21 protein-coding genes are annotated in these 25,129 nt (G+C 69.5%); 5 read left to right on the top strand and 16 right to left on the bottom strand.

All coding sequences use genetic code 11. From position 1 onward, the window contains the following. Positions 1-37: 37 nt before the first annotated feature. The 5 genes from proC to AC5RUK_RS05900 form a co-directional block, all read right to left on the bottom strand. Positions 38-898 carry a pyrroline-5-carboxylate reductase gene (gene proC, locus AC5RUK_RS05920; RefSeq protein ID WP_494151633.1) on the bottom strand — a complete coding sequence of 287 codons (861 nt, stop codon included), beginning with the start codon at positions 896-898 and terminating at the stop codon, positions 38-40. 330 nt (positions 899-1,228) lie between these two features. Further along, entirely contained in the window at positions 1,229-2,245 is a 1,017-nt protein-coding gene (locus AC5RUK_RS05915; protein WP_493989518.1) for a Ppx/GppA phosphatase family protein, read from the bottom strand. A 91-nt stretch (positions 2,246-2,336) separates the two neighbouring features. Next, entirely contained in the window at positions 2,337-5,057 is a 2,721-nt protein-coding gene (gene topA, locus AC5RUK_RS05910) for a type I DNA topoisomerase (RefSeq protein WP_494151632.1), read from the bottom strand. Between the two features lie 179 nt (positions 5,058-5,236). Beyond that, positions 5,237-5,890, bottom strand: a complete 654-nt coding sequence (locus tag AC5RUK_RS05905) for an ArsR/SmtB family transcription factor (protein WP_493989520.1) — start codon at positions 5,888-5,890, stop codon at positions 5,237-5,239. Positions 5,891-5,969: 79 nt separating this feature from the next. After that, a complete protein-coding gene (locus tag AC5RUK_RS05900) occupies positions 5,970-7,580 on the bottom strand; it encodes a DUF7059 domain-containing protein (protein WP_494151631.1) in 1,611 nt (536 codons plus the stop codon). A 140-nt stretch (positions 7,581-7,720) separates the two neighbouring features. Between AC5RUK_RS05900 and AC5RUK_RS05895 the strand changes: the two genes are divergently transcribed. After that, positions 7,721-8,299 (top strand): GNAT family N-acetyltransferase, encoded by a 579-nt coding sequence (locus tag AC5RUK_RS05895; protein WP_494151630.1) that lies wholly within the window; start codon positions 7,721-7,723, stop codon positions 8,297-8,299. A 165-nt stretch (positions 8,300-8,464) separates the two neighbouring features. On the opposite strand, the gene trhO is transcribed toward AC5RUK_RS05895, so the two are convergent. Next, complete coding sequence (trhO, locus tag AC5RUK_RS05890) at positions 8,465-9,367, bottom strand: oxygen-dependent tRNA uridine(34) hydroxylase TrhO (protein WP_494151629.1); 903 nt, start codon at positions 9,365-9,367, stop codon at positions 8,465-8,467. Positions 9,368-9,464: 97 nt separating this feature from the next. On the opposite strand from trhO, the gene AC5RUK_RS05885 reads away from it, so the two are divergent. Both AC5RUK_RS05885 and AC5RUK_RS05880 read left to right on the top strand, forming a co-directional pair. After that, on the top strand, positions 9,465-10,139 hold the full coding sequence (locus tag AC5RUK_RS05885) for a GNAT family N-acetyltransferase (RefSeq protein WP_493989524.1): 675 nt from the start codon (positions 9,465-9,467) through the stop codon (positions 10,137-10,139). 154 nt (positions 10,140-10,293) lie between these two features. Beyond that, positions 10,294-12,648 (top strand): DEAD/DEAH box helicase, encoded by a 2,355-nt coding sequence (locus tag AC5RUK_RS05880; protein ID WP_494151628.1) that lies wholly within the window; start codon positions 10,294-10,296, stop codon positions 12,646-12,648. 29 nt (positions 12,649-12,677) lie between these two features. On the opposite strand, the gene AC5RUK_RS05875 is transcribed toward AC5RUK_RS05880, so the two are convergent. The 7 genes from AC5RUK_RS05875 to ssd all read right to left on the bottom strand — a co-directional run bounded on the left by AC5RUK_RS05875 (position 12,678) and on the right by ssd (position 17,794). Beyond that, on the bottom strand, positions 12,678-13,151 hold the full coding sequence (locus tag AC5RUK_RS05875; RefSeq protein ID WP_494151627.1) for an Rv3654c family TadE-like protein: 474 nt from the start codon (positions 13,149-13,151) through the stop codon (positions 12,678-12,680). Continuing rightward, entirely contained in the window at positions 13,138-13,581 is a 444-nt protein-coding gene (locus AC5RUK_RS05870; protein ID WP_494151626.1) for a TadE family type IV pilus minor pilin, read from the bottom strand. Before AC5RUK_RS05870 ends, AC5RUK_RS05875 begins: the two co-directional genes overlap by 14 nt. A gap of 3 nt (positions 13,582-13,584) precedes the next feature. Continuing rightward, complete coding sequence (locus tag AC5RUK_RS05865) at positions 13,585-14,028, bottom strand: DUF4244 domain-containing protein (RefSeq protein ID WP_494151625.1); 444 nt, start codon at positions 14,026-14,028, stop codon at positions 13,585-13,587. Positions 14,029-14,155: 127 nt separating this feature from the next. After that, positions 14,156-14,719 (bottom strand): type II secretion system F family protein, encoded by a 564-nt coding sequence (locus tag AC5RUK_RS05860; protein WP_493989528.1) that lies wholly within the window; start codon positions 14,717-14,719, stop codon positions 14,156-14,158. Beyond that, entirely contained in the window at positions 14,716-14,991 is a 276-nt protein-coding gene (locus AC5RUK_RS05855; protein WP_494151624.1) for a hypothetical protein, read from the bottom strand. Before AC5RUK_RS05855 ends, AC5RUK_RS05860 begins: the two co-directional genes overlap by 4 nt. A 527-nt stretch (positions 14,992-15,518) precedes the next feature. Continuing rightward, on the bottom strand, positions 15,519-16,685 hold the full coding sequence (locus AC5RUK_RS05850; protein ID WP_494151623.1) for a TadA family conjugal transfer-associated ATPase: 1,167 nt from the start codon (positions 16,683-16,685) through the stop codon (positions 15,519-15,521). After that, positions 16,682-17,794 (bottom strand): septum site-determining protein Ssd, encoded by a 1,113-nt coding sequence (ssd, locus tag AC5RUK_RS05845; protein WP_494151622.1) that lies wholly within the window; start codon positions 17,792-17,794, stop codon positions 16,682-16,684. The genes AC5RUK_RS05850 and ssd overlap by 4 nt, the downstream gene beginning before the upstream one ends. Before the next feature lie 116 nt (positions 17,795-17,910). On the opposite strand from ssd, the gene AC5RUK_RS05840 reads away from it, so the two are divergent. Continuing rightward, on the top strand, positions 17,911-19,611 hold the full coding sequence (locus AC5RUK_RS05840; RefSeq protein ID WP_494151914.1) for a bifunctional 3'-5' exonuclease/DNA polymerase: 1,701 nt from the start codon (positions 17,911-17,913) through the stop codon (positions 19,609-19,611). 50 nt (positions 19,612-19,661) lie between these two features. Here AC5RUK_RS05840 and AC5RUK_RS05835 read toward each other — a convergent pair whose 3' ends face one another. Genes AC5RUK_RS05835 through AC5RUK_RS05825 form a run of 3 tightly spaced genes read right to left on the bottom strand, consistent with a single transcriptional unit; the run spans position 19,662 to position 22,739 of the window. Continuing rightward, positions 19,662-20,366, bottom strand: coding sequence for an NUDIX hydrolase (locus tag AC5RUK_RS05835; protein ID WP_494107531.1), 705 nt, complete (start codon positions 20,364-20,366; stop codon positions 19,662-19,664). A gap of 2 nt (positions 20,367-20,368) precedes the next feature. Further along, positions 20,369-21,184 carry an endonuclease III gene (gene nth, locus AC5RUK_RS05830; RefSeq protein ID WP_494151621.1) on the bottom strand — a complete coding sequence of 272 codons (816 nt, stop codon included), beginning with the start codon at positions 21,182-21,184 and terminating at the stop codon, positions 20,369-20,371. Further along, a complete protein-coding gene (locus AC5RUK_RS05825; RefSeq protein WP_494151620.1) occupies positions 21,177-22,739 on the bottom strand; it encodes a hypothetical protein in 1,563 nt (520 codons plus the stop codon). Before AC5RUK_RS05825 ends, nth begins: the two co-directional genes overlap by 8 nt. A gap of 324 nt (positions 22,740-23,063) precedes the next feature. Between AC5RUK_RS05825 and acs the strand changes: the two genes are divergently transcribed. Beyond that, positions 23,064-25,055 (top strand): acetate--CoA ligase, encoded by a 1,992-nt coding sequence (acs, locus tag AC5RUK_RS05820; RefSeq protein WP_494151619.1) that lies wholly within the window; start codon positions 23,064-23,066, stop codon positions 25,053-25,055. Positions 25,056-25,129 lie beyond the last annotated feature (74 nt).

The following is a 25,129-nucleotide window of genomic DNA, read 5'->3' as shown; positions in this document are numbered from 1 at the left end:
CCCGCGCCGGTCCCGGGATCCCAGGGCCTGCCCCGCTTCACGCCAGTTCGCGCGACAGTTCGGCCGCCCGTTCGGCGGCGGCCGCGGCACCGCGCGCGATGACCTGCGGCAGCCCGTCGTCGTCGAAGGAGGCGATGGCACGCTCCGTGGTGCCGTTCGGGCTGGTGACGGCGCGGCGCATGGCCGCCGGGTCGGCATCCGGCGCGGTGAGCATGATGCCCGCGCCGGCCACGGTCTCGCGGGCCAGCGTCATCGACAGCTGCGGGTCCAGGCCCAGTTCCACGCCGGCCGCGGCCATTGCCTCGGCCAGGTAGAAGGCATAGGCGGGGCCGGAACCGCTGACCGCCGACACCGCGTCCAACTGGTTTTCCGGAACCACGACGACGGTGCCGGCGCCGGCGAACACCTCGCGGGCGGCAGCCAGCTGGGAATCGGTCACGTGGCTGCCGGCAGAGATGCCCACGGCCCCCCGGCGCACCTTGAGCGGCGTGTTGGGCATGCTGCGCACCAGCGGCTGGCCTGCCGGCAGCGCGGCTTCCATGGCGGCAACGGTGACCGCCGCGGCCACGGAAACCACCACCGTCGCCGCGTCCAAAGCCGGCGCGATGGTCCGGCACAGGTCGGCGATGCCCGTCGGCTTGACCCCCAGCACGGCAACGTCGGCACCCTGCACGGCGGTGGCGTTGGCCGCGGGGTCGTCCTGTTCCGCCAGCACCGTCAGGCCGGGATAGCGTCCGCGCAGTTCTTCGGCGCGCTCGCCGCGGCGCACCGTCGCCGTCACGTTTTCGGCGGTTGTTCCGGAGGCCAGCAGCCCGGCCAGGATGGCCTCGTTCATGGAACCGCAGCCCAGGAAAGCGATGCGGCGTGCGGTTGGCGTTCCGGTGGCGTCAGCAGTCATGTCTGCCATTGAATCACGGGGCTGTCATCGGGCGCGTGCCGCGTTCCTCCCCCTCGGCGCAGCCGGCCGGGAAGAACTCACAGGTGCCGTTCAGGTATTTCCCGGCGTCGTCCCAAAGTTGCCGCCTAGTGTCGTAAGCACCTCATCAAGGTGCGAGTGATGATGGACCGGATCTGCTGGTTCCGGTCCAGGCGCCGGCGAACAGCGGTTGACTCCCCCAACCAACCGCAACGTTCGCCGGCGTCGCCATTTAAGCCTCCCCCCGGGGACCAACAAACCTTGTAAGCCCGCACCGGGTACCGGCAACTCCGCGGCTTAGGGGGCGGGTCGCTAGCTGCCGACCTTTTCGACGGCGGGGGCCGGCTCCAGCGCCTGCTGCACCAGCATGGTGCCCACCGGACTGACCGGGGCGTCGCTGTCGTAGAGCAGGTGGTCGAAGCGTTTGAGGATCAGCCCCTCCCGCAGCGCCCAGGGGCAGATCTGCAAGGTCTCGATCTCAAACATTTCCATCGCCGCCTCGGCAACCATCGCCCCCGCCAACAGCTGCGGCGCCCGCACCATCGAGACACCGGGCAAATTAACACGGTCGCTGACCGGCATGGCGGCCAGCCTGCGGGCCCACAGGGACAGGTCCGTGCGGTGCAGTTCCCGCCGCACGTACGGGCCGGCGGCCGAGGGCGCGGCTCCGGCGATCCGTGCCAGCGAGCGGAAGGTCTTGGAAGTGCCGACCACCATGTCCGGCCGGCCCAGTGCAGAAAACTCTCCCACGACGGGAGCCAGCGTCTCGCGGATATACGCGTGCAGGTCCTTGATGCTCTTCACGCTCGGCGGGTCCTCGGGCAGCCACTGCCGGGTCAGCCGGCCGGCTCCCAGCGGCACAGATACGGCTAGTTCGGGCAGTTCATCATGGCCGATGGCCATTTCGAAGGAGCCGCCGCCGATGTCCAAGTCCAGGATGGTGCCCGACCCCCAGCCGTACCAGCGTCGGACGGCCACCAGGGTCATGCCGGCCTCCTCCGGGCCGGTCAGCTCCTGCAGCGTGACATTGGCTTCCGCCTTGACCCGGTCCAGCACCGCCCTGCCGTTGTTCGCTTCGCGGATGGCCGAGGTGCAGAAGGCCAGCATGTCTTCGGCGCCGTGCAGCCCGGCAAACCGCCAGGCCTCGCGGATAAAGCCGATGAGTTCCCGCTGGCCCTCTTCGCTGATACTGCCCTCGGCATCCAGGTAGGCCACCAGCGACAACGGCCGCTTGTGCGAGGCGAAGGGCACGGGCCGGGCACCCGGGTGGGCATCCACCAACAACAAATGCACCGTGTTGGAACCGATGTCGAGGACGCCCAGACGCATGTTCATATTATTGCAGTGTTGGGGCCCGGGCACCGCCAACGGACAACGGCTCCGGCCCCGACCGCCGCGGGCAACGGCCGGGGCACGTCCGCTACTTCTTGGCGGCGGCCTTGCGCCGTACCGGTTTCTTCGCCGCCGGCTTCGCCGGTCCCTTCGCGCGCTTCTCCGCCAGCAGCTCGATGGCCTGCTCGCGTGTCAGCTCTTCGATGCTGGTGGCGCGCGGCACCGTGATGTTCGTGACGCCGTCGGTAATGTAGGGGCCGAACCGGCCGTCCTTGACGACGATGTTCTTCTCCGACACCGGATCCACGCCGAACTCGGCCAGCGGCGCAGCCGCGGTGCGGCCGCCGCGCGTCTTCGGCTGCGAGTAGATCTCCAGCGCCTGTTCCAGCGTGATGGTGAAGATTTCCTCTTCCGAACCGATCGACCGCGAGTCGCTGCCCTTCTTCAGGTACGGGCCGAAGCGGCCGTTCTGCACGGTGATTTCGGTGCCCTCGGCATCGGTGCCCAGCACCCGCGGCAGGCTCAGCAACTTCAGCGCGTCCTCGAGGGTGACGGTGTCAACGCTCATCGACTTGAACAGGGAGCCGGTGCGCGGCCTGACCTTGGCGGGCTTTTTCGGCGGCTTGGGCTTGCCGTTCTTGTAGTACTCCACCGGCTGCGCGGCCAGCTCTTCGGCCGTCGGCTCGTGGATCACTTCGGTGACGTAGGCGCCGTAACGGCCCTCCCTGGCCACGATCGTCCGACCGGTCTCCGGGTCCGTGCCAAGCTCGCGCTCGCCCGGCCCCTGGGTTTCCATCAGCTCGACGGCTTTCTCCGGGGTCAGCTCGTCGGGAGCCAGGTCCTCGGGGACGTTGGCCCGCTCCGGCTCTTCGCCGTCGCCCTCGCCGTTGCGTTCCAGGTAGGGCCCAAACTTGCCCACCCGCAAGGTGATGCCCTCGGCAATCTCGATCGAATTGATCCGTCGCGGATCAATTTCGCCCAGGTCGTTCACCACGGTGTTCAGGCCGGTTTCCTTGCGGTCCCCGTAATAGAAGCCGGAGAGCCACTGCGTCCGGCTGGCCTCGCCGCGGGCAATGCGGTCCAGGTCCTCTTCGAGTTCCGCAGTGAAGTCATAGTCGACGTAATCGCTGAAGTACTCTTCCAGCAGCCGCACCACGGAGAACGCGATCCAGCTCGGAACCAGGGCGGAGCCGCGGGTGCGGACGTAGCCGCGGTCCATGATGGTGGAGATGGTGGCGGCGTAGGTGGACGGGCGGCCGATGCCGCGGTCTTCCAGCGTCTTGATCAGCGATGCTTCGGTGTAGCGCGGCGGTGCGGACGTCTCATGTCCGACGGCGTCGACCGCCTGCGCGTCCAGCGCGTCTCCCTTGGCGAGGTTCGGCAGGCGTCCGCCGGTGGCATCGTCATCGTCCTCGCGGCCGGCGTCCTTGCCCTCCTCATAGGCGGCCATGAAACCCGGGAACGTGATGACGGTACCGGATGCGGTGAACTCCGCGTCCCGCCCGTCCCCGGCCGTGGCGCCGAGGCGCACGGTCGACGTCGATCCCTTGGCATCGGCCATCTGCGAGGCCACCGTGCGTTTCCAGACCAGCTCGTACAGCCGGTACTCGTCGCCGGAAAGCTGGCTGCGGACCTGGCCGGGCGTGCGGAACGAGTCCCCTGCCGGCCGGATGGCTTCGTGGGCTTCCTGAGCGTTCTTGTCCTTGCCCTTGTAGACGCGGCGGGCATCCGGGACATATTCGGGTCCGTACAGCTCGGAGGCCTGGCGCCGTGCGGCGTTGACGGCCTGGTCGCTCAGCGCCGGCGAGTCGGTACGCATATAGGTGATGTAGCCGTTTTCGTACAGCTTCTGCGCCACCTGCATGGTCGAGCGGGCGGAGAACCGGAGCTTGCGGGCCGCCTCCTGCTGCAGGGTGGACGTGGTGAACGGCGCTGCCGGACGGCGGGTGTACGGCTTGTTCTCTACCGCGCGGACTGAGAACCGGGCGCTGCGCAGGGAGTCTGCCAGGCCGGTGGCGGCCGCCTCGTCCAGATGGACGGCGGAGCGGGCCTTGAGCCGGCCCAGATCGTCGAAGTCCTTGCCGACGGCGACCCGGCTGCCGTCGAGGGAGACCAGCTTGGCCTTGAACACCCCGCCCTTGGCGGCGTCCTCCGGCGCCACCGTGGCGACCAGGTCCCAGTAGGAGGCCGCCCGGAACGCCATCCGCTCGCGCTCACGCTCGACGACCAGCCGGGTGGCCACGGACTGCACGCGTCCGGCGGACAGGCCGGCCTTGACCTTGCGCCAGAGCACCGGGGAAAGTTCGTAGCCGAAAAGCCGGTCCACGATGCGGCGGGTTTCCTGGGCGTCGACCAGGTCGGTGTCCACCTCGCGGACCTCGGTCAGGGCGCGTTGCAGGGCTTCGCGGGTAATCTCGCTGAACGTCATGCGGTGCACGGGTACCTTGGGCTGCAGCACCTGCAGCAGGTGCCACGCGATGGCTTCACCCTCGCGGTCACCGTCAGTTGCCAGATAGAGTTCGTCGGCGTCCTTGAGCATCGCTTTGAGCTCGGAAACCTTCTTCTTCTTGTCCGGAGACACCACGTAGTAGGGCTCGAAATCGTTGTCGATGTCCACGGCAAACTTGCCGACCGACGTCTTTTTCAGCTCGGCCGGCAGGTCGGAGGGCTGGGGCAGGTCACGGATGTGCCCCATGGAAGCCGTGACCTCAAAGCCCTCGCCGAGGTACCCGGCGATGGTTTTGCCCTTGGCCGGGGACTCGACGATGACGAGTTTCTTGCCGGTTTTTTCGCGGGCCTTGGCTGGCACTGTGCTCCTACGTAAAGAAAGGGGTGTTGATGCGCTTGTAAATACGTCCCCCAACCCGGCGGGGTGGAGGACCGTCAGCACTAGGTTAGCCGCAACAGTACCGCGAAACAGAAAACGCCAACGGGTGCAGCCGGTTGCCTCCGGTGCCGCGGACCACTGCCGATGCCTGCGACAGGGCCCTAATCGTTGTCGATGTCGCCGGGCAGGAAGGAGAAGACATAGTAGAGCTTTTCGGCCCCTTCACCCCGGTTCTCGGGATTGGTGGTCGGGCTGTATTCCAGCAGGATCTCGCCGATCCGCCGGCCGAGGTCCTTCCGCTGTTCCTCGGTCAGGTAGAACCGTCCCGTGCTGAGGGCAGCCAGGTGTCCTTCCTGCCGCCACGTGTCAGGGTTCGGCAATTGCTTGTCCCGTTTGACGTACTTGGACAGGCGTTCGCGCAGGTCGTTCAGTTCCACGTCCACCACGCCCATGGTGGCGGCACGGCTGTCCGCCACGCTGGTCACGTCCAGGCGTCCGGCCGCGGCCTGCCAGTGCCGCTCCCGGCCGTCACCCTGGTTCACGCACCGCTTGACGAATCCCCACTTTTCCAACGCCCGGAGGTGGTAGCTCATGGCGCTGGGGGTCAGCCCGTGCCGCTGGGCCAACTCCGTGGCGGTGGCCGGCTGCTGCGTATCAAAGAGCTCTTCGATAACCTTCAACCGCACGTTATGGGCCAGGGCACGGATGGCGCGGGCGTCGGAGATATTGACCCTGTCTCCGGCTGCCGGCTCCGCCCCGGTGGCCGCCGCTGCCGCGGCCGCCCGGCCGGTCGTCGTGGTTGAACCCTTAGTCATGATCAGTAAGTGTAATGCCGGTCACCGCTCCCGGGCGGGGCTGCCGGGCAATCCCCGACTGCAATACGGCAACAATTTCCTATTCGCCGGCAGGCACCAGGAAGCCGTCTGCCACCAGGTTCCGCACTTCGGCGGACAGCTGACGGGCGAAGTCCGGCTCCTCGCGGCCCAACAGTGCCGCCAGGGCACCAATGATCTGGTCCACGCCCAGGTCGCCGTCGCTGGCGGAAACGAACCCGGCCAACTCGGTGCTCATCAGGTTGGTCCGGCGCAGCCCCGCACCCTGGCGCAGCAAGATGACGCCGGGGTGTTCGGCGCCCGGCCGCTGGTGCCGCTCCTCGGTCACGTCCTCGGCCACCCGCAGATGCTGGCGGCCGAAGTCGGCGGCGTGCTCGGCCAGCCAATCGGCCCGTTCGACCGCTGCGGCCAGGTGCGGGCCGACGGGCTGCTCGATCGGATACGTGATCTCCTCGAACCGCCGCAGCGCTCCTGCACCTGCAGCCGCCGCCGTGGTTTCGGGCAGCGGGCGGCGCAGCCAGACCAGCCCGAAGCCGAGGGCCTCCACGTCCCGGGACGCAAAATCGTCCAGGTAGGCGGCGTAAGCGGATTCGAACAGCTCCGGGTCGCGGTTCACCGAGGCGTCGCGCAGCCACGTCTGCGCATACTGCGCCGGGCTGAGCTGCTCCCGCTGGATCACCCAGGCGTCGATGTCCGGTGCCAGCCACTGTTCCAACCGTGCGTGCCAACTGCCGGCGCCGGCCGGAATTTCCCAGTTGCCCAGCATCTGCGCCACACCGCCGTCGGCCAATACTGACGGCAGCGTACGGAAGAGGGTGGCCACAATGTCGTCGCCGGGCAGTCCGCCGTCGCGGTAGGTGAATTGCTCGTCGGTCCGTTCGGCCGGGCGCCGCGGCGTGATCACGAACGGCGGGTTGGACACCACCAGGTCGAAGCGCTCCCCCGCCACCGGTTCCAACAGGCTGCCCAACCGCAGGCTGACCCGGTCCTCCAGGTTGTCCGGGTCCAGCCCGAGGGCACCGGCGTTGAGCGCGAGGTTGAACCGGGTGAAGGCCAGCGCCCGCTCCGAGATGTCGGTCGCGGCGGCGTGCCGGGCGTGGCCCAGCAGGTGGAAGAGCTGGATCCCGCAACCGGTGCCAAGGTCCAGGGCCCGTTTTACCGCGGGGCGCACGGTCAGCTGGGCCAGGGTCAGCGAGGCCTGGCCGATGCCCAGGACGTGGTCGTGCCGGAGGACGCCGGGCCGCTGGTGCGCACCGAGGTCGCTGGCCACCCACAGCTCGGTCTCGCCGAAGGCGTACGGGCGGAGGTCAACAGCTGCCCGCCACTCGCCGCCGTCGTGCTCGGCCAGACGGAGGGCGGCAAGGCCGTCCACCCCGGCGCGCGGGAACGCCCGTGCCAGCTGCGCGGGCTCCACGCCCCGGCCCAGCAACCAGAGGCGCACGACGGCGGCCAAACGGCCCTGTGCCGGATCCTCCAGCAGGCGGGCGGTGGCCAGCACGGCCGGGATTAGCTGGTCGCGGTCCAGGGCCTCCCACGCCTCGGCGCCGAGCAGCGTTGCCACCCCGTCCACGCTGTAATCGAGGTCGGTCAAGTCTGCGGCCAGGTCCGCCAGCAGCCGCGGGTCGGTGCTGGCGGGCGCGCCGGGCACGTCGGAGAAGTCTGTATTACGCACGGCCCAAGTTTAGTAACCCCGCTGGCGAGGGTGCGGCCACCCCGTGCCTGCCCGGGGCGGAGGTGTTGGCGGCTCACTAGCGACCGCGGGTTACTGCTGCCCGTGCGTCCGCGGCGGTTTCCTGATGGTTAAATGACCTCATGCTCGTCACCACCACCCACCTTGAACAAACCGATCCGGCCCAGCTGGTGCCTGGCTCGCGCCCGCTGCCTGAGGATGCCGCCGTGGTGCGGGTACCGCAGATCAGCCCCGAGTACAGCAAGTTCCTCTACCGGAGTGTGGGCAGCAGCTGGAACTGGGCTGACCGGCTGGTGCTCACACGCAGCGAATGGGAACAGGTGGTGCGTGCTCCCGGTGCGGAAACCTGGGTGCTGTACACCGCTGGCGCCCCGGCCGGCTACGTGGAACTGCTGGGCCGCCCCGGCCAAGCGGGCACCGACGTCGAAATCATGTACTTCGGCCTGTTCCCCGAGGCGATCGGCCGCGGCCTTGGCGGTGCCCTGCTGGCCGAGGGCATACGGCAGGCCTGGCAGTTGCACGGCCGTTGGGACGGGTTTCCTTCGGTGCAGCGCGTCTGGGTGCATACCTGTTCCCTGGACGGGCCGGCGGCGGTGGCCAACTACCAGGCGCGGGGCATGAGCGTGTTCAAGACCGAGGTCGAGGACCTCGAACCGCAGGATGCGACTGCGGGCCTGTGGCCGGAGACCGCGAACGCCTGACCGGCCACGGGATCGGACGTTCTTGGGACGTCACTGTCCCCGCGCCGTAACAGGTCCTAGGACGGTCCCCTGCCCGGGGAGCGACGTCCGTGTGGCCCCCGGGGACGACGTCCGTGTTGCCGCCCGGGACAGTCGGGCAGGGCAGGCGGGACAGTCAGCCGGCAGTCAGGCCGCAAGCTCCGGGCAGCCGTCCGGGCAGCGCAGGGTCTGCGGATCCGCTGCGCACGCGGAACAGTACAACGTCAGCTGGCGGCAGTCCGGGTTGGAACAGTTCTCGAACTTGTTGGTCGGCGCCTGGCAGCGGACACATTCCCCGATGGTCTTGGCGTCCGGCGTGAACTCCAGGTGCATGCGCTGATCGAAGACGTAAAGCGAACCTTCCCACAGCCCGGCGTCGCCGAAGGTTTCGCCGTAACGGACGATTCCGCCGTCGAGCTGGTAGACCTCCTGGAAGCCCCTGTTGACCATCAGGGATGACAGCACTTCGCAGCGGATGCCGCCGGTGCAATAGGTCACCACCGGCTTGTCCTTAAGCTCGTCGTACTTGCCCGAGTCCAGTTCCTTGATGAAGTCGTGGGTGGTGGCCACGTCCGGGACGATGGCGTCTTTGAACTTGCCGATTTGCGCTTCAAAGGCGTTGCGGCCGTCGAAGAAGACCACGTCTTCGCCCGCAGCCTTCTTCGCGTCGATGAGCTGGTGCAGTTCCTCCGGGCGCAGGTGCGTCCCGCCGCCGACCACGCCGCCCTGGTCCACTTTGAGCTCGCCCGGAGCGCCGAAGGACACGATCTCGTCACGGACCTTGACGCTCAGCCGCGGGAAGTCTTCCGCGCCGCCCTCGGACCACTTCACATCGAGGCCGCGGAAAGCGGGATATTCGCGCGTGGTTTTCACATACTGCTTCACCGCGTTCAGCTCGCCGCCCACGGTGCCGTTAATCCCGTCCTTGGAGATCAGGATCCGGCCGCGCAGGCCGAGTTTCTCGCACAGCGCGCGTTGCCACAGCCGGACGGCGTCCGGGTCCGGCAGCGGGGTGAAGGCGTAATAGAGCACAATCCGGTTCAAAGCCACGCATCAAGGGTACGCGGTGGTCGGAAATCAGGGATTGTGACAGGGTTGTCATCGATTTCCTGTGCCGCCCGCGGCCGCTGTTCGGTACAGTCCTGCTATGGGTCACGAATATACGACTGACGTCCCCGACGACGTCCTTGCCGCCTGGGTTGCCGGCTGGTCGGCCTGCCGGGGCTACTCCGCCGAAGAGGTCGACGGACACCCGGCCGTGCTGCTGGCCGACAAGACCGGGGACTGGGAATACTTCGCTTTTGAACCGGGCGACGAGGAATTCGCCGCCGTGGCCCGCGACACCACCAAGTCGCCGGGACGGATCTTCACCGTGCTGACGCGCGACGCGCAGCGGATCCACCGACTGGCGCCGCAGCACGGGCTGCGCGTGCACCACAACGCCCAGTCGCTGATGGTCACCGACATGTCCGGCCAGGACACCGAGGACCCGTGGTACCGCGACCCCGATTTCAAGACCGAGGTCGAGAAGCACGGGAATGTCCACCGGGTCCGGGTGGTGCACGAAGGCAACGAGGCCGCGCACGGCGTCGCCGCCGCCGTCGACAATTTCGCGGTCTTCGACCATATCGAAACGGACGTTAATTACCGGCGCCGCGGGCTGGCCACGCACGTGATGCGCGCGCTGATCGCGTCCGTGTTGGAGCACATGGTGGACACCGGGCTGCTGATCGCCTCGCACGACGGCCAGATGCTCTACAGGCACCTGGGCTGGGATACCGTCTGCGATGTGATGATTCTCAAGCCCCTGGCGGAGGGCTGACCGCCTGCTGCCCGCCACAGTGCGGGCCGGCCGGCGGCCCGGCAGGCGCCCGGCTCGCCTGACTGCGGAAGCCTGCCCGCTGCGCCCCGGGCGCCCGGCCTGCCGGGCTGCGGAGCCTGCCCGCCGCACCTCGGTCTGGTGACACAATGTTCGGGTGGCCCTGCACGATTCCCTGATCCCGCTGCTCGGCTCCGGTCCGGAGCCTGAGCAACTGGTGCACGTCCGCGAGCTTCCGGCCCGGGAGGCCGTGGCCGAGCCATGGCCGGACTGGGTCCACGAAGATATCCGTGCCGCCTATGCCGTGCTCGGGGTGCACGAGCCGTGGCGCCACCAGGTCCGCGCCGCCGAAAGCACCCACCAGGGCCGCCATACGATCATTGCCACGGGAACCGCGTCCGGGAAATCGCTGGCCTACCAAGTGCCGGCGCTGGACGCCATCCACCGGACGGGCCTGGCAGACACCGTCAGCCTCGAACCGAGCGGTGCCGCCGCCCTGTACCTGGCCCCGACCAAGGCGTTGGCGGCCGACCAACTGGCCGCCATCAAGGCGCTGAAGCTGCCCACCGTGCGGGCGGAAACCTATGACGGAGACACGGATCCGGGTGCCCGCCGCTGGATCCGGGACCATGCCAACTTCGTGCTGGCCAATCCGGACATGCTGCACTTCGGGATCCTGCCCAACCACGCCTGGTGGGCACGCTTCTTCCGCCGGCTGCGCTACGTGATCATTGACGAGGCGCACAGTTACCGCGGTGTCTTCGGCTCGAATGTCGCCAACCTGGTGCGGCGGCTGCGCCGAATCTGCGCCAGCTACGGCGCGGACCCGGTGTTCATCGGGGCCTCTGCCACCTCCGCGGACCCCGGAACCTCCTTCGGTCGGCTGATCGGCGCGGAAGCAGAGGCTGTGACCGAAGACTGCTCGCCGCACGGCTCCACGACCGTGGCGTTCTGGGAACCCCAGCTCACCGAGCTCAAAGGCGAGAACGGCGCCAAGGAACGGCGCACGGTGGTTGCAGAGACATCCGACCTGCTGGCCAACCTCGTGGCTGCGCAGGTGCGTACCATCGCGTTCATCAAGTCGCGCCGGGGTGCCGAGACGATTTCCTCCATCACCAAGCGGCTGCTGGACGACGTCCATCCCTCGCTGCCGGGGCGGGTGGCTGCCTACCGCTCCGGCTACCTGCCGGAGGAACGCCGCGAGCTGGAAGCCAAGCTCAGGTCCGGGCAGCTGCTGGGCGTCTCGAGCACCTCGGCGCTGGAACTGGGCATCGACATCTCCGGGCTGGACGCCGTCCTGGTCGCGGGCTGGCCGGGCACCCGCGCGTCGTTGTTCCAGCAGATCGGCCGTGCCGGCCGGTCCGGGCAGGCCGCGCTGGCTGCCTTCGTGGCCAGCGACGATCCGCTGGACACCTACCTGGTGCACCATCCCGAGGCTGTCTTCGACGTCTCCGTGGAGGCGACCGTTTTCGACCCGTCGAATCCCTATGTCCTGGGGCCCCACCTGTGCGCCGCCGCCCAGGAGCTTCCGTTGACGCCGGCGGATATCGGGCTGTTCGGTGCCGCAGCTCCCGGCCTGCTCGACCAGCTGACCGCCGACGGTTATCTCCGGCGGCGGCCCGCCGGCTGGTATTGGACCCATCCGGAAAGCGCAGCGGCCATGGTTAATCTGCGGGCCGACGGCGGTGGACCGATCAGCATCGTCGAAACGGAATCAGGGACGCTGCTCGGGACCATGGACTCTCCGCAGTCGCACTACCAGGCCCACAACGGCGCCGTGTACGTGCACCAAGGCACGGCGTACGTGGTGGATGAGCTCAACGAGCAGGACCACTGCGCGATGGTGACCCGGGCCAATCCGGACTACTACACACAAGCCCGCGACGTTACGCAGATCGAAGTGCTCGGCGCGCAGCGGACCGAGCAGTGGGGCGAGGTCCAGGCCTGTTTCGGCGACGTCAAGGTCACCACCAAAGTCATCTCCTTCCAGCGCAAGGCCTTCATCTCCAACGAGATCCTGGGCGAAGAGCCGCTGGACCTTGGTGCCAGGGAACTGTTCACCAAGGCCGTCTGGTTCACCATCGGCGAGCAGCAATTGACGGCCGCCGGTTTGGTCGCGGCCCGTGTGCCCGGTGCCCTGCACGCGGCCGAACATGCCGGCATCGGGCTGCTCCCGCTGGTGGCCTCCAGCGACCGGTGGGACATCGGCGGGGTGTCGACAGCACTGCATGCCGATACCGGCAAGCCGACCATCTTCGTCTACGACGGGCATCCCGGCGGTGCGGGCTTCGCTGAACGGGGCTTCGAGGCGGCAAGGATCTGGCTGGCGGCCACCCGGGACGCCATCCGGTCCTGCGAGTGCGAAACGGGCTGCCCGTCCTGTGTACAGTCCCCGAAATGCGGCAACAAGAACAATCCCCTGGACAAGTCCGGGGCGGTCACGCTGATCGAGGCCTTGCTTTCCCACGCCGGCCCTGCCCCTGCCGACCGGCACCAGACAGCCGTCGCGTAACCGCGGGGCACCGCCGCCCTGCACGGGCCTTACCGCCCCGGTGGCGGCCCCGCCCGTGACAGGCCCTCGGCATGCGTCCAATGTCCGTTAAGCCACCCCAGCACGTCGGGCAGCCGGGTCCGGGTCCGGACGTCAACCACTACACCGCCGGGTCCGGAGCGGCGGCAGGCGGACATTTCGGCCTCCTGCTTGCGTGCCACTTCCGCGGCCAGGGTGCATGGTTCGCCGGCCAGCAGGCCGCGGGCAGCATCGGCGCCGGCCAGGGCAGCCAAGTCGGCCGCCTTGCCGGCCCGCGCCGATGCCGTGGCCGTCTGCATCACCGTGACGACCACCGCGAGCATCAGGCACAGCAGCAGCACCAGGCCCACCGACAGCACCGTTCCGGCCCCGTGCTCCGTGCAGTCCTGTCCTGTTGCGCCGGCATCGGCAGCGGCACCGGCTCCAGGGGGTGCCGCACCGGGTGGTGCCGCCCCGGGCAACGGCGGACGGTTATCGGCCATCATTTCCTGCGCCTGACCGGACCACCGGTCCCCCGGTCGGCTCGACCGGCCCGGTGGCCCGGGCTTCCAGCGTCCAGCCGCCAAATTCCGGCCAGGGTCCCGGCATCTGCGCCCTGACATGCACCGTGACCCAGCCGTCGCCGCTGCCGAACGCCAAGGTGGCGCCGTCCCCCGCGATGGAGCGGACGGTATGGGCGGCGGTTGTCTCCGACTCGCCGCGGCCGAGTTGCCGAACCGCGGCCTGTGCGGCCTTCTCCACAGTCAGCTGCGTTGCGCCGGCGGCTGCCCCGGCCAGCAGGAAAGCCAGCACGACGACGACGGCGGGGAGGACGATGGCGAATTCGGCCGTGACGCTGCCGCGCTCGCCGGGGCGGCCGTGGGCGGCTGTGTCGCAGCGGCTGGCGCGGAAGTGGGCGGGGCGGCTCAGAGACACCGGTCAGACCGCCGTCAGCGCCAGTTCCACCAGGTCCGTGAGCATGCCGCGGACTTCGCCGCTGCGCAGGATCAGGACCAACAGGCCGGCGAAAGCCACCGCCGCAAGCGTCGCGATGGCATACTCGGCGGTTGCCATCCCGGCTTCAGAACCTGCCAGATGCCGCCAGTTTCGCCTGGCTAGCCTGTCCCGGCCGCCGGCCGGGAAGGCAATTACCTCTGCCCGATGGCCGGAGTCCTCATGCTCCATCCCGGGCAGTTGCAGCGGAGCGGCCCCGGGCGTCTGCGCCGCTGCGGCCCGGCGTGGTTGCGCCGCCGCGTTCCCGCGTGACTGCGCCGCCGCGTCCCCGCGTGGATGCGGCAGCACGGGATTCGGCGGCAGCGCGGGGTTCGGCGGCAGCGGGCGTGGTGCTGTCCGGTCCCGGATTTCGACCAGTGACAATGACATGTTTTCCTCCTGGATAAGGCCGCCGGATTGCGGTCATTTGAGCCTCCCCGACTACGCCAGGGTGCGGGCACCGCCGACTTGCTGCCGGTGCACAACCTGCGGCGCGGCCTGCACTGTGGAGGAGTGCTTACAGCCTGGGCACGAGGGCGACGAGCACCGGCACCACGCCCAGGGCGATGAAGGCGGGAAGGGCGCACAGCCCCAGCGGAAGTACAAGCCGGGTGCCGAGGGCAGCCGCCCGCTGCTGGTCTTCCTGCTGCCGGCTTCGCCGCAGCTGGTCTGCTTGGGCAAAGAGCACCGCCGCCGAGGGCGCACCCGTTGCGGCACCGAAGCGCAAGGAATCACGCAACACGTCCAGTCCGGAACCGGGCTCCGCGAGCGCCCAGGCCTCCTGCCATTCCACGCCCAGCAACAGCGCAGAGGCAATTTGATCCAAAGCCGTCTTGGTCATTCCCCGGGTGGTGGCGGCGAGGGCAGCCACGGCGTGGGGCAGGGGCAGTCCCGCTGCCAGCATGGCACCCAACAAATCCAGGTGCAGGGCGGGATCGTCGGCCGCTTCGTCCCCGCCGCCCTCCCGGCCTGCGTCTGGAGCCCGCGGCGACTTCGCGACGATGCAGCTCGCCCCGGACAGTCCCGGCCACAGCAGCCAGGCGGCGGCAAAGAGCAGTACACCGGTCAGCACCGGGATCACAGGCCCTCCCGTCCGGCAGCAAGGCGCACGAGGTGCCGGGACCAGAAGCGTGCGCCGACCATGAGCGCCACCCCGGTGACCAGGACCGGCCACCCCGTCGGTGACAGCAGCAGCGTGGCGACGGGGTCGGCACCCATGGCAGCGCCGAGTCCAAGTCCCAGCAGCGGCAGCCACCCGAGCAGGGCCGCGGTGGCCTTCGGCCCCGCCAGCGCGGTCCGGCGCGCAGCCCTGGCATCAAGCCGATGCTGCAGGTGCCCGGCATAATTCTCCAACAGCAATGCCAGTGGTGCCCCGGTCCTCTCGGAAACCTCCCAGCAGGCAGCCAGATCATGCCACATCCGTTGCACGGCGGCGGCCTCAGGGTGTGCCCGCCGGCCGCTCCCCGGCCCCTGCCTCCGCAGAACCGGTCCGATTCCCAGTCCCAGTTCCGCGGCCTGTGCTGCCGCCTCGAGGGTTGGGACCAGCAGCCCACGTTCTCGCGCCGCCGCACCTGATGCTGGGCCCGTTCCATCCCGCTGCCGTGCGCCCGGCGGGGACCGGTCAGGCTGTTCCGGCGCAGCGTAGACCGAGAGCATATCCGGCCAGAGCTGGGCCGGTGTGCGCCCGGAACCCAACAGCGCGGCCATCTGCCGCACGAAGAGGGGCAACTGGTCCAATTCGCTGGCGGCGGACCGCCGCCGCGCCCTGTCGCCGGCTGACCCTTGCCATGAGCGGCGGTGTGGCCCGGCTGGACGGTGCCTTGGCCTCGGCAACAGCAGCAGGCAGGCGGCCGCAGTCAGCAGGAACACCGCGAGGCCGGTCATGGGAACAACCGTCCGCGAAGTTCGTCCCAGCCCGGCGAGTACCTGAACCCTGCTCCGTCAGCGGCCAGCGCCGGGATGGTCTGCAGGCCACCCGCGGGATCGCGCCGCAGCAGGCAGATTTCCTGCACGCAACGCCCTTCCCCTGTGCGGTGCAGCGAGATCACCAGGTCCAGTGCGCTCGCCGCCTGCAGCACGACCGCTTCGGCGCTCATCCCGGCGAGCGCGCCCATGGCCGCCAGCCTGGCCGGAACCGCCGCGGCAGAGTTCGCGTGGATGGTGCCGCCGGCTCCCGCGTGACCGGTGTTCATCGCCGCGAGGAACTCGCGGACCTCCGCTCCCCGGCACTCTCCCACCACCAGCCGGTCCGGCCGCATTCGCAGGGCCTGCCGAACCAACTCCACCATTCCGATCGATCCGGTGCCCTCGACGTTGCTGGTCCGGCTCTGCAGGCCCACCACATGCGGATGGTCCGGGTCCAGTTCGGCGGCATCCTCGACCAGGACCATACGTTCCCGCGGGCCGGCGGTCCCCAGCATCGCCGAAAGCAAGGTCGTCTTGCCTGACCCGGTGGCTCCGCAGATCAGGAAGTTCAGGCGCTGCACGACGACGGCCTCGAGGTAGGGCTGCCACTGCGGTGCAGCGACGAGCAGTTCCGCGAGCGTGAAGCGGCGCGGACGGTGGAGCCGGATCGAGAGCAGTGTCCCGCCGGTCGAAACCGGTGGCAGCACCGCGTGGACCCGGTAACCCGCAAGGCGCACGTCCGCGCACGGGTTTCCATCGTCGAGCCTGCGCCCGCCGGCCGCGACCAGGCGTGCGGCCAGCGTCCGGACCTCGGCGTCGTTGGCAAAAGCGACGTGGGCGCGGCGCAGGCCGCCTTCGCCGTCGGTCCAGACGTCCTGCGGGCCATTCACCAGGATGTCCGTCGCTCCCGCGTCCGCCAGGGGTTGCAGCGGCCCCAGTCCGCGCAACTCCGCGGCCAGTGAGTCCACCGCCCGCAGCGTACCGGCCGTTCCCAGTAAACGGCCGCTCGACTGAACGGCTGCTGCCAGTCGGGCTCCCGTTACCGGCGATGGATCGGAGAGCACGGCGCGGCGGAAGGGCTCAAGGCCGATGCCGGGGGTCGCTGCCGGGGCAGCCCGGTGCCTGCGTTCCGAGCCGTTCATGACCTGTTGCCCGGCCCCGGTACGGGGTTGAGGCGCTCCAGCAGGCCGGCGCACAACGCGCGGATCCGCCTGTTCGATGCCAGGTCCAGCAGGCGGCCTGCCCGCTGTGCAGCGGGGACCGCGCGCAGGTACGGCACGTAGCCGGCCAACGGCACCCCGAGCTCGTCGGCGATCAGCTGTTCGTCGGCTCCCGCCGGCAGCGGTCCCCGGACCACCAGGTGCATGTTCGTTCCGGCGCCGGCCGCTGCCGCCGCTGCCGCGGCTGCGGCTGCCCGCAGCGAACGGCTATCCGTGCGGGCCAGCAGCACGATGTCGTCCGCCGCCGGTCCGGTCTCGGGCGGCCTTCCCAGCCGTCCGGCGTCGACGACCACCAAACCGAAGGCACCTGCCGCGGCCGACATGATCTCCGCCGCCACCTCATCCCGCGGGACGTCGTGCAGGGCGGGATCCCCCGACCCGGGCCATGACAGCAGGGAGAATCCGCCCGTCGCCGGTAGCGAGGCCGCCAGTTGGACCGGGTTCACGGTTCCCTGCACTGCTGCCAGGTCCGGCCAGGCCAGGCCCGGGACGTCGGCGGCGCCCAGGGCCGCCGAGAGCCCACCGCCGAGCGGGTCGTCGTCCACCAACACCGTGGCCGTTCCCGAACGGGCTGCCGCCCCGGCCAGCCATCCGGCCAGGGCCGAGGCTCCTACTCCACCGCTGGCTCCGTGCACGGCAACCACCTTCCCGGCCGTGTCCCGCCGCCGGGTCCGGCTCAGGTATTCCGCCAGCCACGCAGCCCCGTCGGGCAGCACTGCTACCCGGCCGGCCCCCGTGGAGGCCGCCAGGTCCCAGAGGGCTGGTGCCTCGTCGATGAATCCGACGACGATGATTTCCCCGTCGGTCCGGTGCACCCGGGGATACCCGGCGGTTCCCAGCAGCAGCGGGGTGGCTCCGCCGGCAGCGGCAGGCGTTCCCGGCGGACCGTCGGGCCGAAGTGCAAGCCCGGCCGCCGCCGCGATCCGGGCAACTTCATCGCGCAGCCGGTCGGTGCCGCCGACGAGCACTACGTCCGCCGCTTCCGCGGGCTTCCAGCGGGACCGTTCGGCGGCGGCGTGGTGTCCTGGCATGCTCCGATCGTCCCGGAGCTCCGGCCCGGCGCCGGCCGAGGGGGCGCCGGATGTGGGCCGCGGCGGACGGCTTGGCCCGTGTGGAGGACAGGTCAGTGGAGAATTGAGGTGTGTACATGGTCCTGGCCTCCGCTGCGCGGAACATTTCCGTGCCGGAGGGCACGGAACCCGTCGCGTACCTGCAGCGCACCGACGCGCACGGCACCCCCTCCGGGCCGCCCGTCGTCGTGCCCCAGGGAGAACTGGCCGCGACGGTCCGGAGCCTCGATGGCGAGGGACCCCGCTGGGTCTTCGAAGCCACGCGTGCCGTCTACCTGCCGCTGCTGGCCGCCGGCACCGACGTGGACCGCAGCCACGATCTCGCCCTGGCCCGCAACATCCTGGCCTTGTCGGTCCTTGCCCCGGACACCGGGTATATCCGCGCGCTGCGGGAGGCACCGTCCCTGCATCAGGATGAAGAGCTGCCCCGTCAACTGCCGCCGGCGCAGCAGTCCCCGGACCAGTTCACCCTCTTTGACGAACCACGGGCCGGCGGGACGGAGCTGGAGGACCTGGTGGCCGAGTTGCAGGACCAGTTGGCGGCCGTGGCCGCATCGGCCCACCGCGGCCGGCTGCAACTGCTGCTGGCCGCCGAATCGGCCGGCGCCCTGATCGCCACCGAGATGGAACATGCCGGCGTGCCCTGGCGCGAGGACGTGCACCTGCGCATCCTTTCGGACCAACTGGGTGCACGTCCGCGGGAGGACCAGCGGCCGGAAAAGCTGGAGGTCCTCGCCGTCAGGCTCGGACAGGAGCTGGCCAATCCCACGTTCAACCCCGACTCCCCGCAGCAGCTCATCCGCGCGCTGCACCGGGCCGGCATCGAGGTCAAAACCACCAGCTCCTGGGAATTGAAGCAGCATTCCCATCCGGCGATCGAGCCGCTGCTGCACTACCGGAAGCTCGCCCGCCTGTTCACGACCAATGGCTGGGCGTGGCTGGACGCCTGGGTGCAGGATGGCCGCTTCCGGCCCGAGTATGTGGTGGGCGGCGTGGTCACCGGGCGATGGGCCTCCCGCGGCGGCGGCGCCCTGCAGATACCCGGCCAAATCCGTGACGCCGTCCGCCCCGATCCCGGCCGCAAGCTCATCGTCGCGGACGCCGCCCAGCTGGAACCCCGGGTGCTGGCGGCGCTGGCGCAGGATGGGGCGCTGGCAGCGGCCGGCCGCGGCAAGGATCTCTATCAGGGCATCGCCGACACCGGATTCGGCGGCGATCGGGCCAAGGCGAAGATCGCGATGCTCGGGGCCATGTACGGTGCCACCACCGGTGAATCCGGCCGGCTGATGCCGCAGCTCACCCGGACGTATCCGCAGGCCATCGCCGTGGTGGAGCGCGCGGCCCGGGCCGGCGAAGCGGGACAGATGGTCAGCAGTTATCTGGGCCGCAGCTGCCCTCCGCCGTCGGAACGCTGGCTGGCCTCCCAGCGGACCGCCACCGCGGAAGAGCAGCGACGGGCAGATACCCTGGCGCGCAGCCGCGGCCGCTTCACGCGCAACTTCGTGGTGCAGGCCACGGCCGCCGAGTGGGCGCTGTGCTGGCTTGCGGAACTGCGACGGCGGCTGCGCGCCTGCGCTGCCGAAGGAACCTTCGTGGGGGAGATGGTGTTCTTCCTCCACGACGAGGTCATGCTGCACGTCCGCGAGGACCGGACGCAACTGGCCTGCCGGCTGGTCGAAGAGTCGGCTGCTGCCGCCACCCGTCTGGTCTTCGGCCACATCCCTGTGGCTTTCCCGGTCAGTGTGGCAGTGGTCGATTCCTACGCCTACGCCAAGTAAAGCAGCGCGCCTCCCCCGCCGGGGTGGCCGGCCGGCCGGACCATAATCCGTTAGCCGGCTGCAGGGCGCGGGGCGATCGGCGCCGGAATCTCGCGCGACCTGTCCCAGTCCAAGGACCAGCCCAGGTCGTCAAAAAGATGGCTGAGCAAAATGGCGGTAAACCCCCAGACCACCACTCCGTGGACCAGGAACGCGGGGCTGCGGAAGTCCTGTCCACCGCGGCGGAGCACCGACATGCGCCGGTTCGCAGGGTCCAGCAGGTCGGCGACCGGCACACGGAAGACCTGCGCCGACTCGGCAAAGTCGACCACGGCGACGGGAGAGGGAGCGGCCCACCAGGCCAGGACCGGCGTCACCAGGAAGTTGCTGACCGACAGCGGGATGTCCGGCAGGACCCCCAGGACTTCGACGCCGGCCGCATCCAGACCGGTCTCCTCGACCGCTTCGCGGACTGCGGCGGCGGCCGGTCCGTCGTCGTCGGGATCAATGCTGCCGCCCGGAAACGCCACCTGCCCCGGATGCGAGGAGAGGCCCGCGGCGCGTTCCACGAAGAGCACGTCAAGGTCATCCGGGACGGCCGAATCGTGGAAGTGCGCCGGCGCGTCGTCCAGGGCGCCGAAGAGCAGGAGCACCGCGGCCGGCCGGGCCGCTTCCTGATCCAGGGTGACGTCGTACCAGCGCTCCCGTTCGCGGACGGAGAGCCGCTGGTCCATCGGCAGCTCCACCAGCCGCTGCAGGTCCTTCTTGGCGCTCACCGTCAGGCTCCCAGCGGGAAGCCGGCTGCGCGAAGCTCCCGCCTCGTCTCACCGGCCATCATCCGGGCCAGCAGTTCTTCGCGCCCCGGCGCCAGTTCGTACTTCAACAGTTTCCGCGCCTTCTCCGGGTCCACCTCTCCCTCCCCGTAGGACGGGCACCATTGGGCCACGGGGCAGGCGCCGCACGCCGGCTTGCGGGCGTGGCACACCCGGCGGCCGTGAAAGACAACATGGTGGGAGAGCATGGTCCAGTCCTTGGGCTCGAACAGCTCGGCGACATCAAATTCCACCTTGACCGCGTCGGTCGACTCGCTCCAGCCGAAGCGGCGCGACAACCTGAGGAAATGCGTATCCACTGTGATCCCCGGGATGCCAAACGCATTGCCCAGCACCACATTGGCGGTCTTGCGGCCGACCCCGGCGAGCTTGACCAGGTCGTCCAGGTTTCCCGGGACCTCGCCGTCGAACTCGTCGACGATCTGGTTGGCCATCTTCAGCAGGCTCTGGGACTTGGCCCGGAAAAAACCCGTGGGCTTGATCAGCTCCTGCAGTTCGGTCTCATCCGCGGCGGCGAGCGCACGGGCATCCGGGTAGCGGTCGAAGAGCACCGGAGTGGTCATGTTGACCCGGACGTCGGTGGTCTGCGCGGAGAGGATGGTTGCCACCAGCAGCTCGAAGGGATTGGAGAAATCCAGTTCCGCCACCGCATACGGGTAGTGTTCGGCCAGCTCCTTGTTGATCCGCCGGGCCCGGCGCTTGCGTGCCAGCAGGGACTCTTCGGTTTTGCGCCGGCGGGCGGCCGGCGCCCGGTCAGGCACGCTCAATGTTTGTCAGGTCTCTCAGGACGCCCACCCGGCCGTCCGTGTGCTGCACCAGGAATTCGTCGCCGCGGTCCTGCAGCGCCAGGATCCATGACCCCGGCTCCACCGTGAACATGACCTTACCGGTGTTCTCGTCCAGCACCGGGCGGGTGCGCCCGACGGCGAACCAAAAGGCTTCGTATTCCCCTTCGGCTTCCTCGTAGTGTTCCCTGGTGGCGCTGATGGGCGAAGACGCCGAGGCAGCGTCGGCCACGGCGCGCGCGGTGCCGGTCTCCCCGACTGATGGCATGGCCGTGGTGGCTGTTGTCGCCTGGCCGGCGGCAGCGGGAGCCGCGCTGGCTCCGGCCCCGGTCGGCTTGGCGGCTGCACCGCCTACGGCCCCGCCGGCGGGAACGGCCGCCCCTGCCGCCCGGTCGGCTGCACCGTGCTCCCCTGTGCTGTGCTCCTGTGTGCCGTCGGAATGATCCCCGGCTCCGGTGTGACCCGTTTCGGCAGGCTCCTGGGACTGCCGGTCGCCGGCCGCCGCGGCGGAACCTCCCACCACCGTTCTTGCGGAGTAGCCGACATCCCGGGCCACGCCGCCCGCCGAGGACGCGGCAGCGCGCGCAGTTGCGGATCCGCTCGCATCGGCAGTCACCGGAATGCCCACGGCCTCCCCGTCTGCCGCCCCCGGCGACACGGAATCGTCCGGCTCAAGGTCTTCGGCCCGCTGAGTGCTGATCGGGCTGGCGTCGGTATCCCGTCCGGAGGCAATCGTCGCGGTACCGGCGCCGGGTGCGGACGAGTTCGTGGCCTGGGCGGCTGCGGCAGCGCCTGCCACCCCGGCTGCGCCGTTGCCGGAGGGCGCAGCGAACTGCCCGGTAGACGGTTGTTGCGCTCCGGTTTGGTGCGCGCCAGACGGAGCATGGGCTGCGGAACCGGCGCGGGCTCCAGCGCCGGCCGTTCCCGGCGTCGCCTCGTCGATCCGGACGGCACCGGCCCGCGCGCCCCCCTTGCCGGCGGCTCCCTCATGGGCGGCCGGCTGCCCGGTGGCGGGCTTGGGCTGCCTCGGCCGGGGTGCAGCCGGAACAGCGTCACGCGCCACCGGGTGGGCGACGGCTTCGGGGCGTCCCGCGAAATCGGCGGCAAGCTGCGGAATCCAGCGTGCGCATACGGTTCCCGCAAAGAGCACCAGCGCGCCAATGAATCCGATGACTCCGCTGACGCTGAAGACGGTGACGATGGTCAGGAAGTAGAAGGCCAAGGCCAGGGAGGCGACCACGGAGGCGAATTGGTCGACCGACAAAGAGCCGACCCGCAGCGGCGTCTGCGGTGCCAGCCGCCGCACGACGAACAGGACCAGCACCACCGCCGGCAGCAGGATGCCCAGCCCCAGTTGGAACAGGCCGCCCGAGTTCCATAGGTTCACGCCGATGCCTTGGAGAACTTGCAGGGGCATCACGGACGAGAGGAAAAGCAGGACGACGCCGGCGCCCACCACCGTGTCTCGCACGGTGAACGGGCCGGCCACCGCAGTTCCTGCCGTGCCGTGGGTCTGGGAGCTCTGGGACATCTTCGATCCTCCGGTTGTTACGGTTGCAGCGCGGGCCGGGCCCGCCATGGGTCGTTAGGGTCGCACCGCGGGCCGGGCCCGCCGTGCAACGTTCGGGCGCTGGTCTCAGCGTAGTCAAGGAACCCACCCTTCACTAGCCGGATTCCCGCGGGCGAAGGCGGTGCCGCGTGCCGTTCACCGCAGATTCACCTCCTTTTACATCGCACAGTGTGACGCTGCACACTGCAGTCGGCGCGCGAAGGATTAGGCTGGCAAGCAGCAGGTGCGCCCGGCCGACGAGGCCGGGTGCACGCCAATGACCCAGCAAGACGAAGGGGCCTTCACATGTCTGAAGCCAACGGAACGCAGTCGACCGCCGCCACCGGCGACGCCCTGGAAAACCTGCTTCACGAGAACCGCAGGTTTGCGCCCAGCGCTGAATTCGCCGCCGCCGCGGTGGCCAAGCAGGACGTTTACGCGGAAGCCGAGGCGGACCGTCCGGCCTTCTGGGCCAAGCAGGCCCGCGAGGTCCTGTCGTGGGACAAGGACTTCACCCAGGCGCTGGACTGGTCGGACGCCCCGTTTGCCAAGTGGTTCGTCGGCGGCGAGCTGAACGCCGCCTACAACGCGCTGGACCGGCATGTGGAGAACGGGCTGGGCGACCGGGTGGCGATCCACTTCGAAGGCGAACCCGGCGACACCCGCACCTACACCTACGCCCAGTTGACCGAGGACGTGAAAAGGTGCGCGAACGCGTTCGAGTCCCTCGGCGTGGCCAAGGGCGACCGGGTCGCCGTCTACCTGCCCATGATCCCGGAGGCCGTGATCACCATGCTGGCCTGCGCCCGGATCGGCGCCGTGCACTCGGTGGTGTTCGGCGGTTTCTCCGCCGACGCACTGCGGTCGCGCGTCGACGACGCGGAGGCCAAACTGGTCGTCACCGCCGACGGCACCTGGCGCCGCGGCAAGCCGTCCCCGCTGAAGCCGGCCGTGGACGAGGCGCTCTCCGCCCCCGGACACACGGTCTCCAACGTGGTGGTGGTCAGGCGCAACGGCGAACCGGTGGACTGGCACGAGGGCCGCGACCTGTGGTGGGCGGACACCGTGGAGACCGCGTCGGCCGAACACACGCCGGTGCCGCACGACGCCGAGCACCCGCTGTTCATCCTCTACACCTCCGGCACCACCGGAAAGCCCAAGGGCATCCTGCACACCACCGGCGGCTACCTCACGCAGTGCGCCTACACGCACAAGGTGGTGTTCGACCTGAAGCCGGAGTCCGACGTGTTCTGGTGCACCGCGGACATCGGCTGGGTAACCGGCCACTCTTACCTCACTTACGGGCCGCTGATCAACGGCGCCACCCAGGTGATGTACGAGGGCACCCCCGATTCCCCGCACCAGGGCCGCTGGTGGGAAATCGTTCAAAAGTACAAGGTCTCCATCCTCTACACCGCCCCGACGGCGATCCGCACCATGATGAAATGGGGCGAAGAGATCCCCGCCAAGTACGACCTGTCCTCCATCCGCGTGCTCGGCTCGGTGGGCGAACCCATCAACCCCGAGGCCTGGATGTGGTACCGCCGGGTGATCGGCGGCGACAAGGCACCGATCGTGGACACCTGGTGGCAGACCGAAACCGGTGCGCATATGATCGCCCCGCTGCCCGGAATCACCGCCGCCAAACCCGGTTCCGCGCAGGTCGCGATCCCGGGCATCGCCGTCGACGTCGTGGACGAACTCGGCGCCTCCGTCCCGGACGGGCACGGCGGCTACCTGGTGATCCGCGAGCCCTGGCCGGCCATGCTGCGCGGCATCTGGGGCGACCCGGAACGGTTCAAGGAAACCTACTGGTCCCGGTTCGAGAACATGTACTTCGCCGGCGACGGCGCCAAGAAGGACGAGGACGGCGACATCTGGCTGCTCGGCCGGGTGGACGACGTCATGAACGTCTCCGGCCACCGGCTCTCCACCACCGAGATCGAGTCGGCGCTGGTCTCCCACCCCGCCGTGGCGGAGGCCGCCGTCGTCGGCGCCAAGGACGAAACGACCGGCGAAGCAGTGGTCGCGTTCGTCATCCTGCGCGGCGAAGCAGCCACCCGGCACGGATCCAACGAGGACATCGTTGCCACGCTGCGCGCCCACGTCGGCAAGGAAATCGGGCCCATCGCCAAGCCGCGCACCATCCTGGTGGTGCCGGAACTGCCCAAGACCCGCTCGGGCAAGATCATGCGCCGGCTGCTCAAGGACGTGGCCGAAGGACGCGAAGTCGGCGACGCCACCACGCTGGCCGACAACACCGTCATGCAGCAGATCGCAACCTCGCTGAAGGCCTGACGCCCGGCAGCCGTCTGAATGCCGGGCCCTCCCGCCGCCCCTGGCGCGGGAGGGCCCGGCATCATGCTTCGGGG

Source organism: Arthrobacter sp. Y3223065 (assembly GCF_059090885.1).
This window is presented reverse-complemented; position numbering and strand designations above follow the sequence as displayed.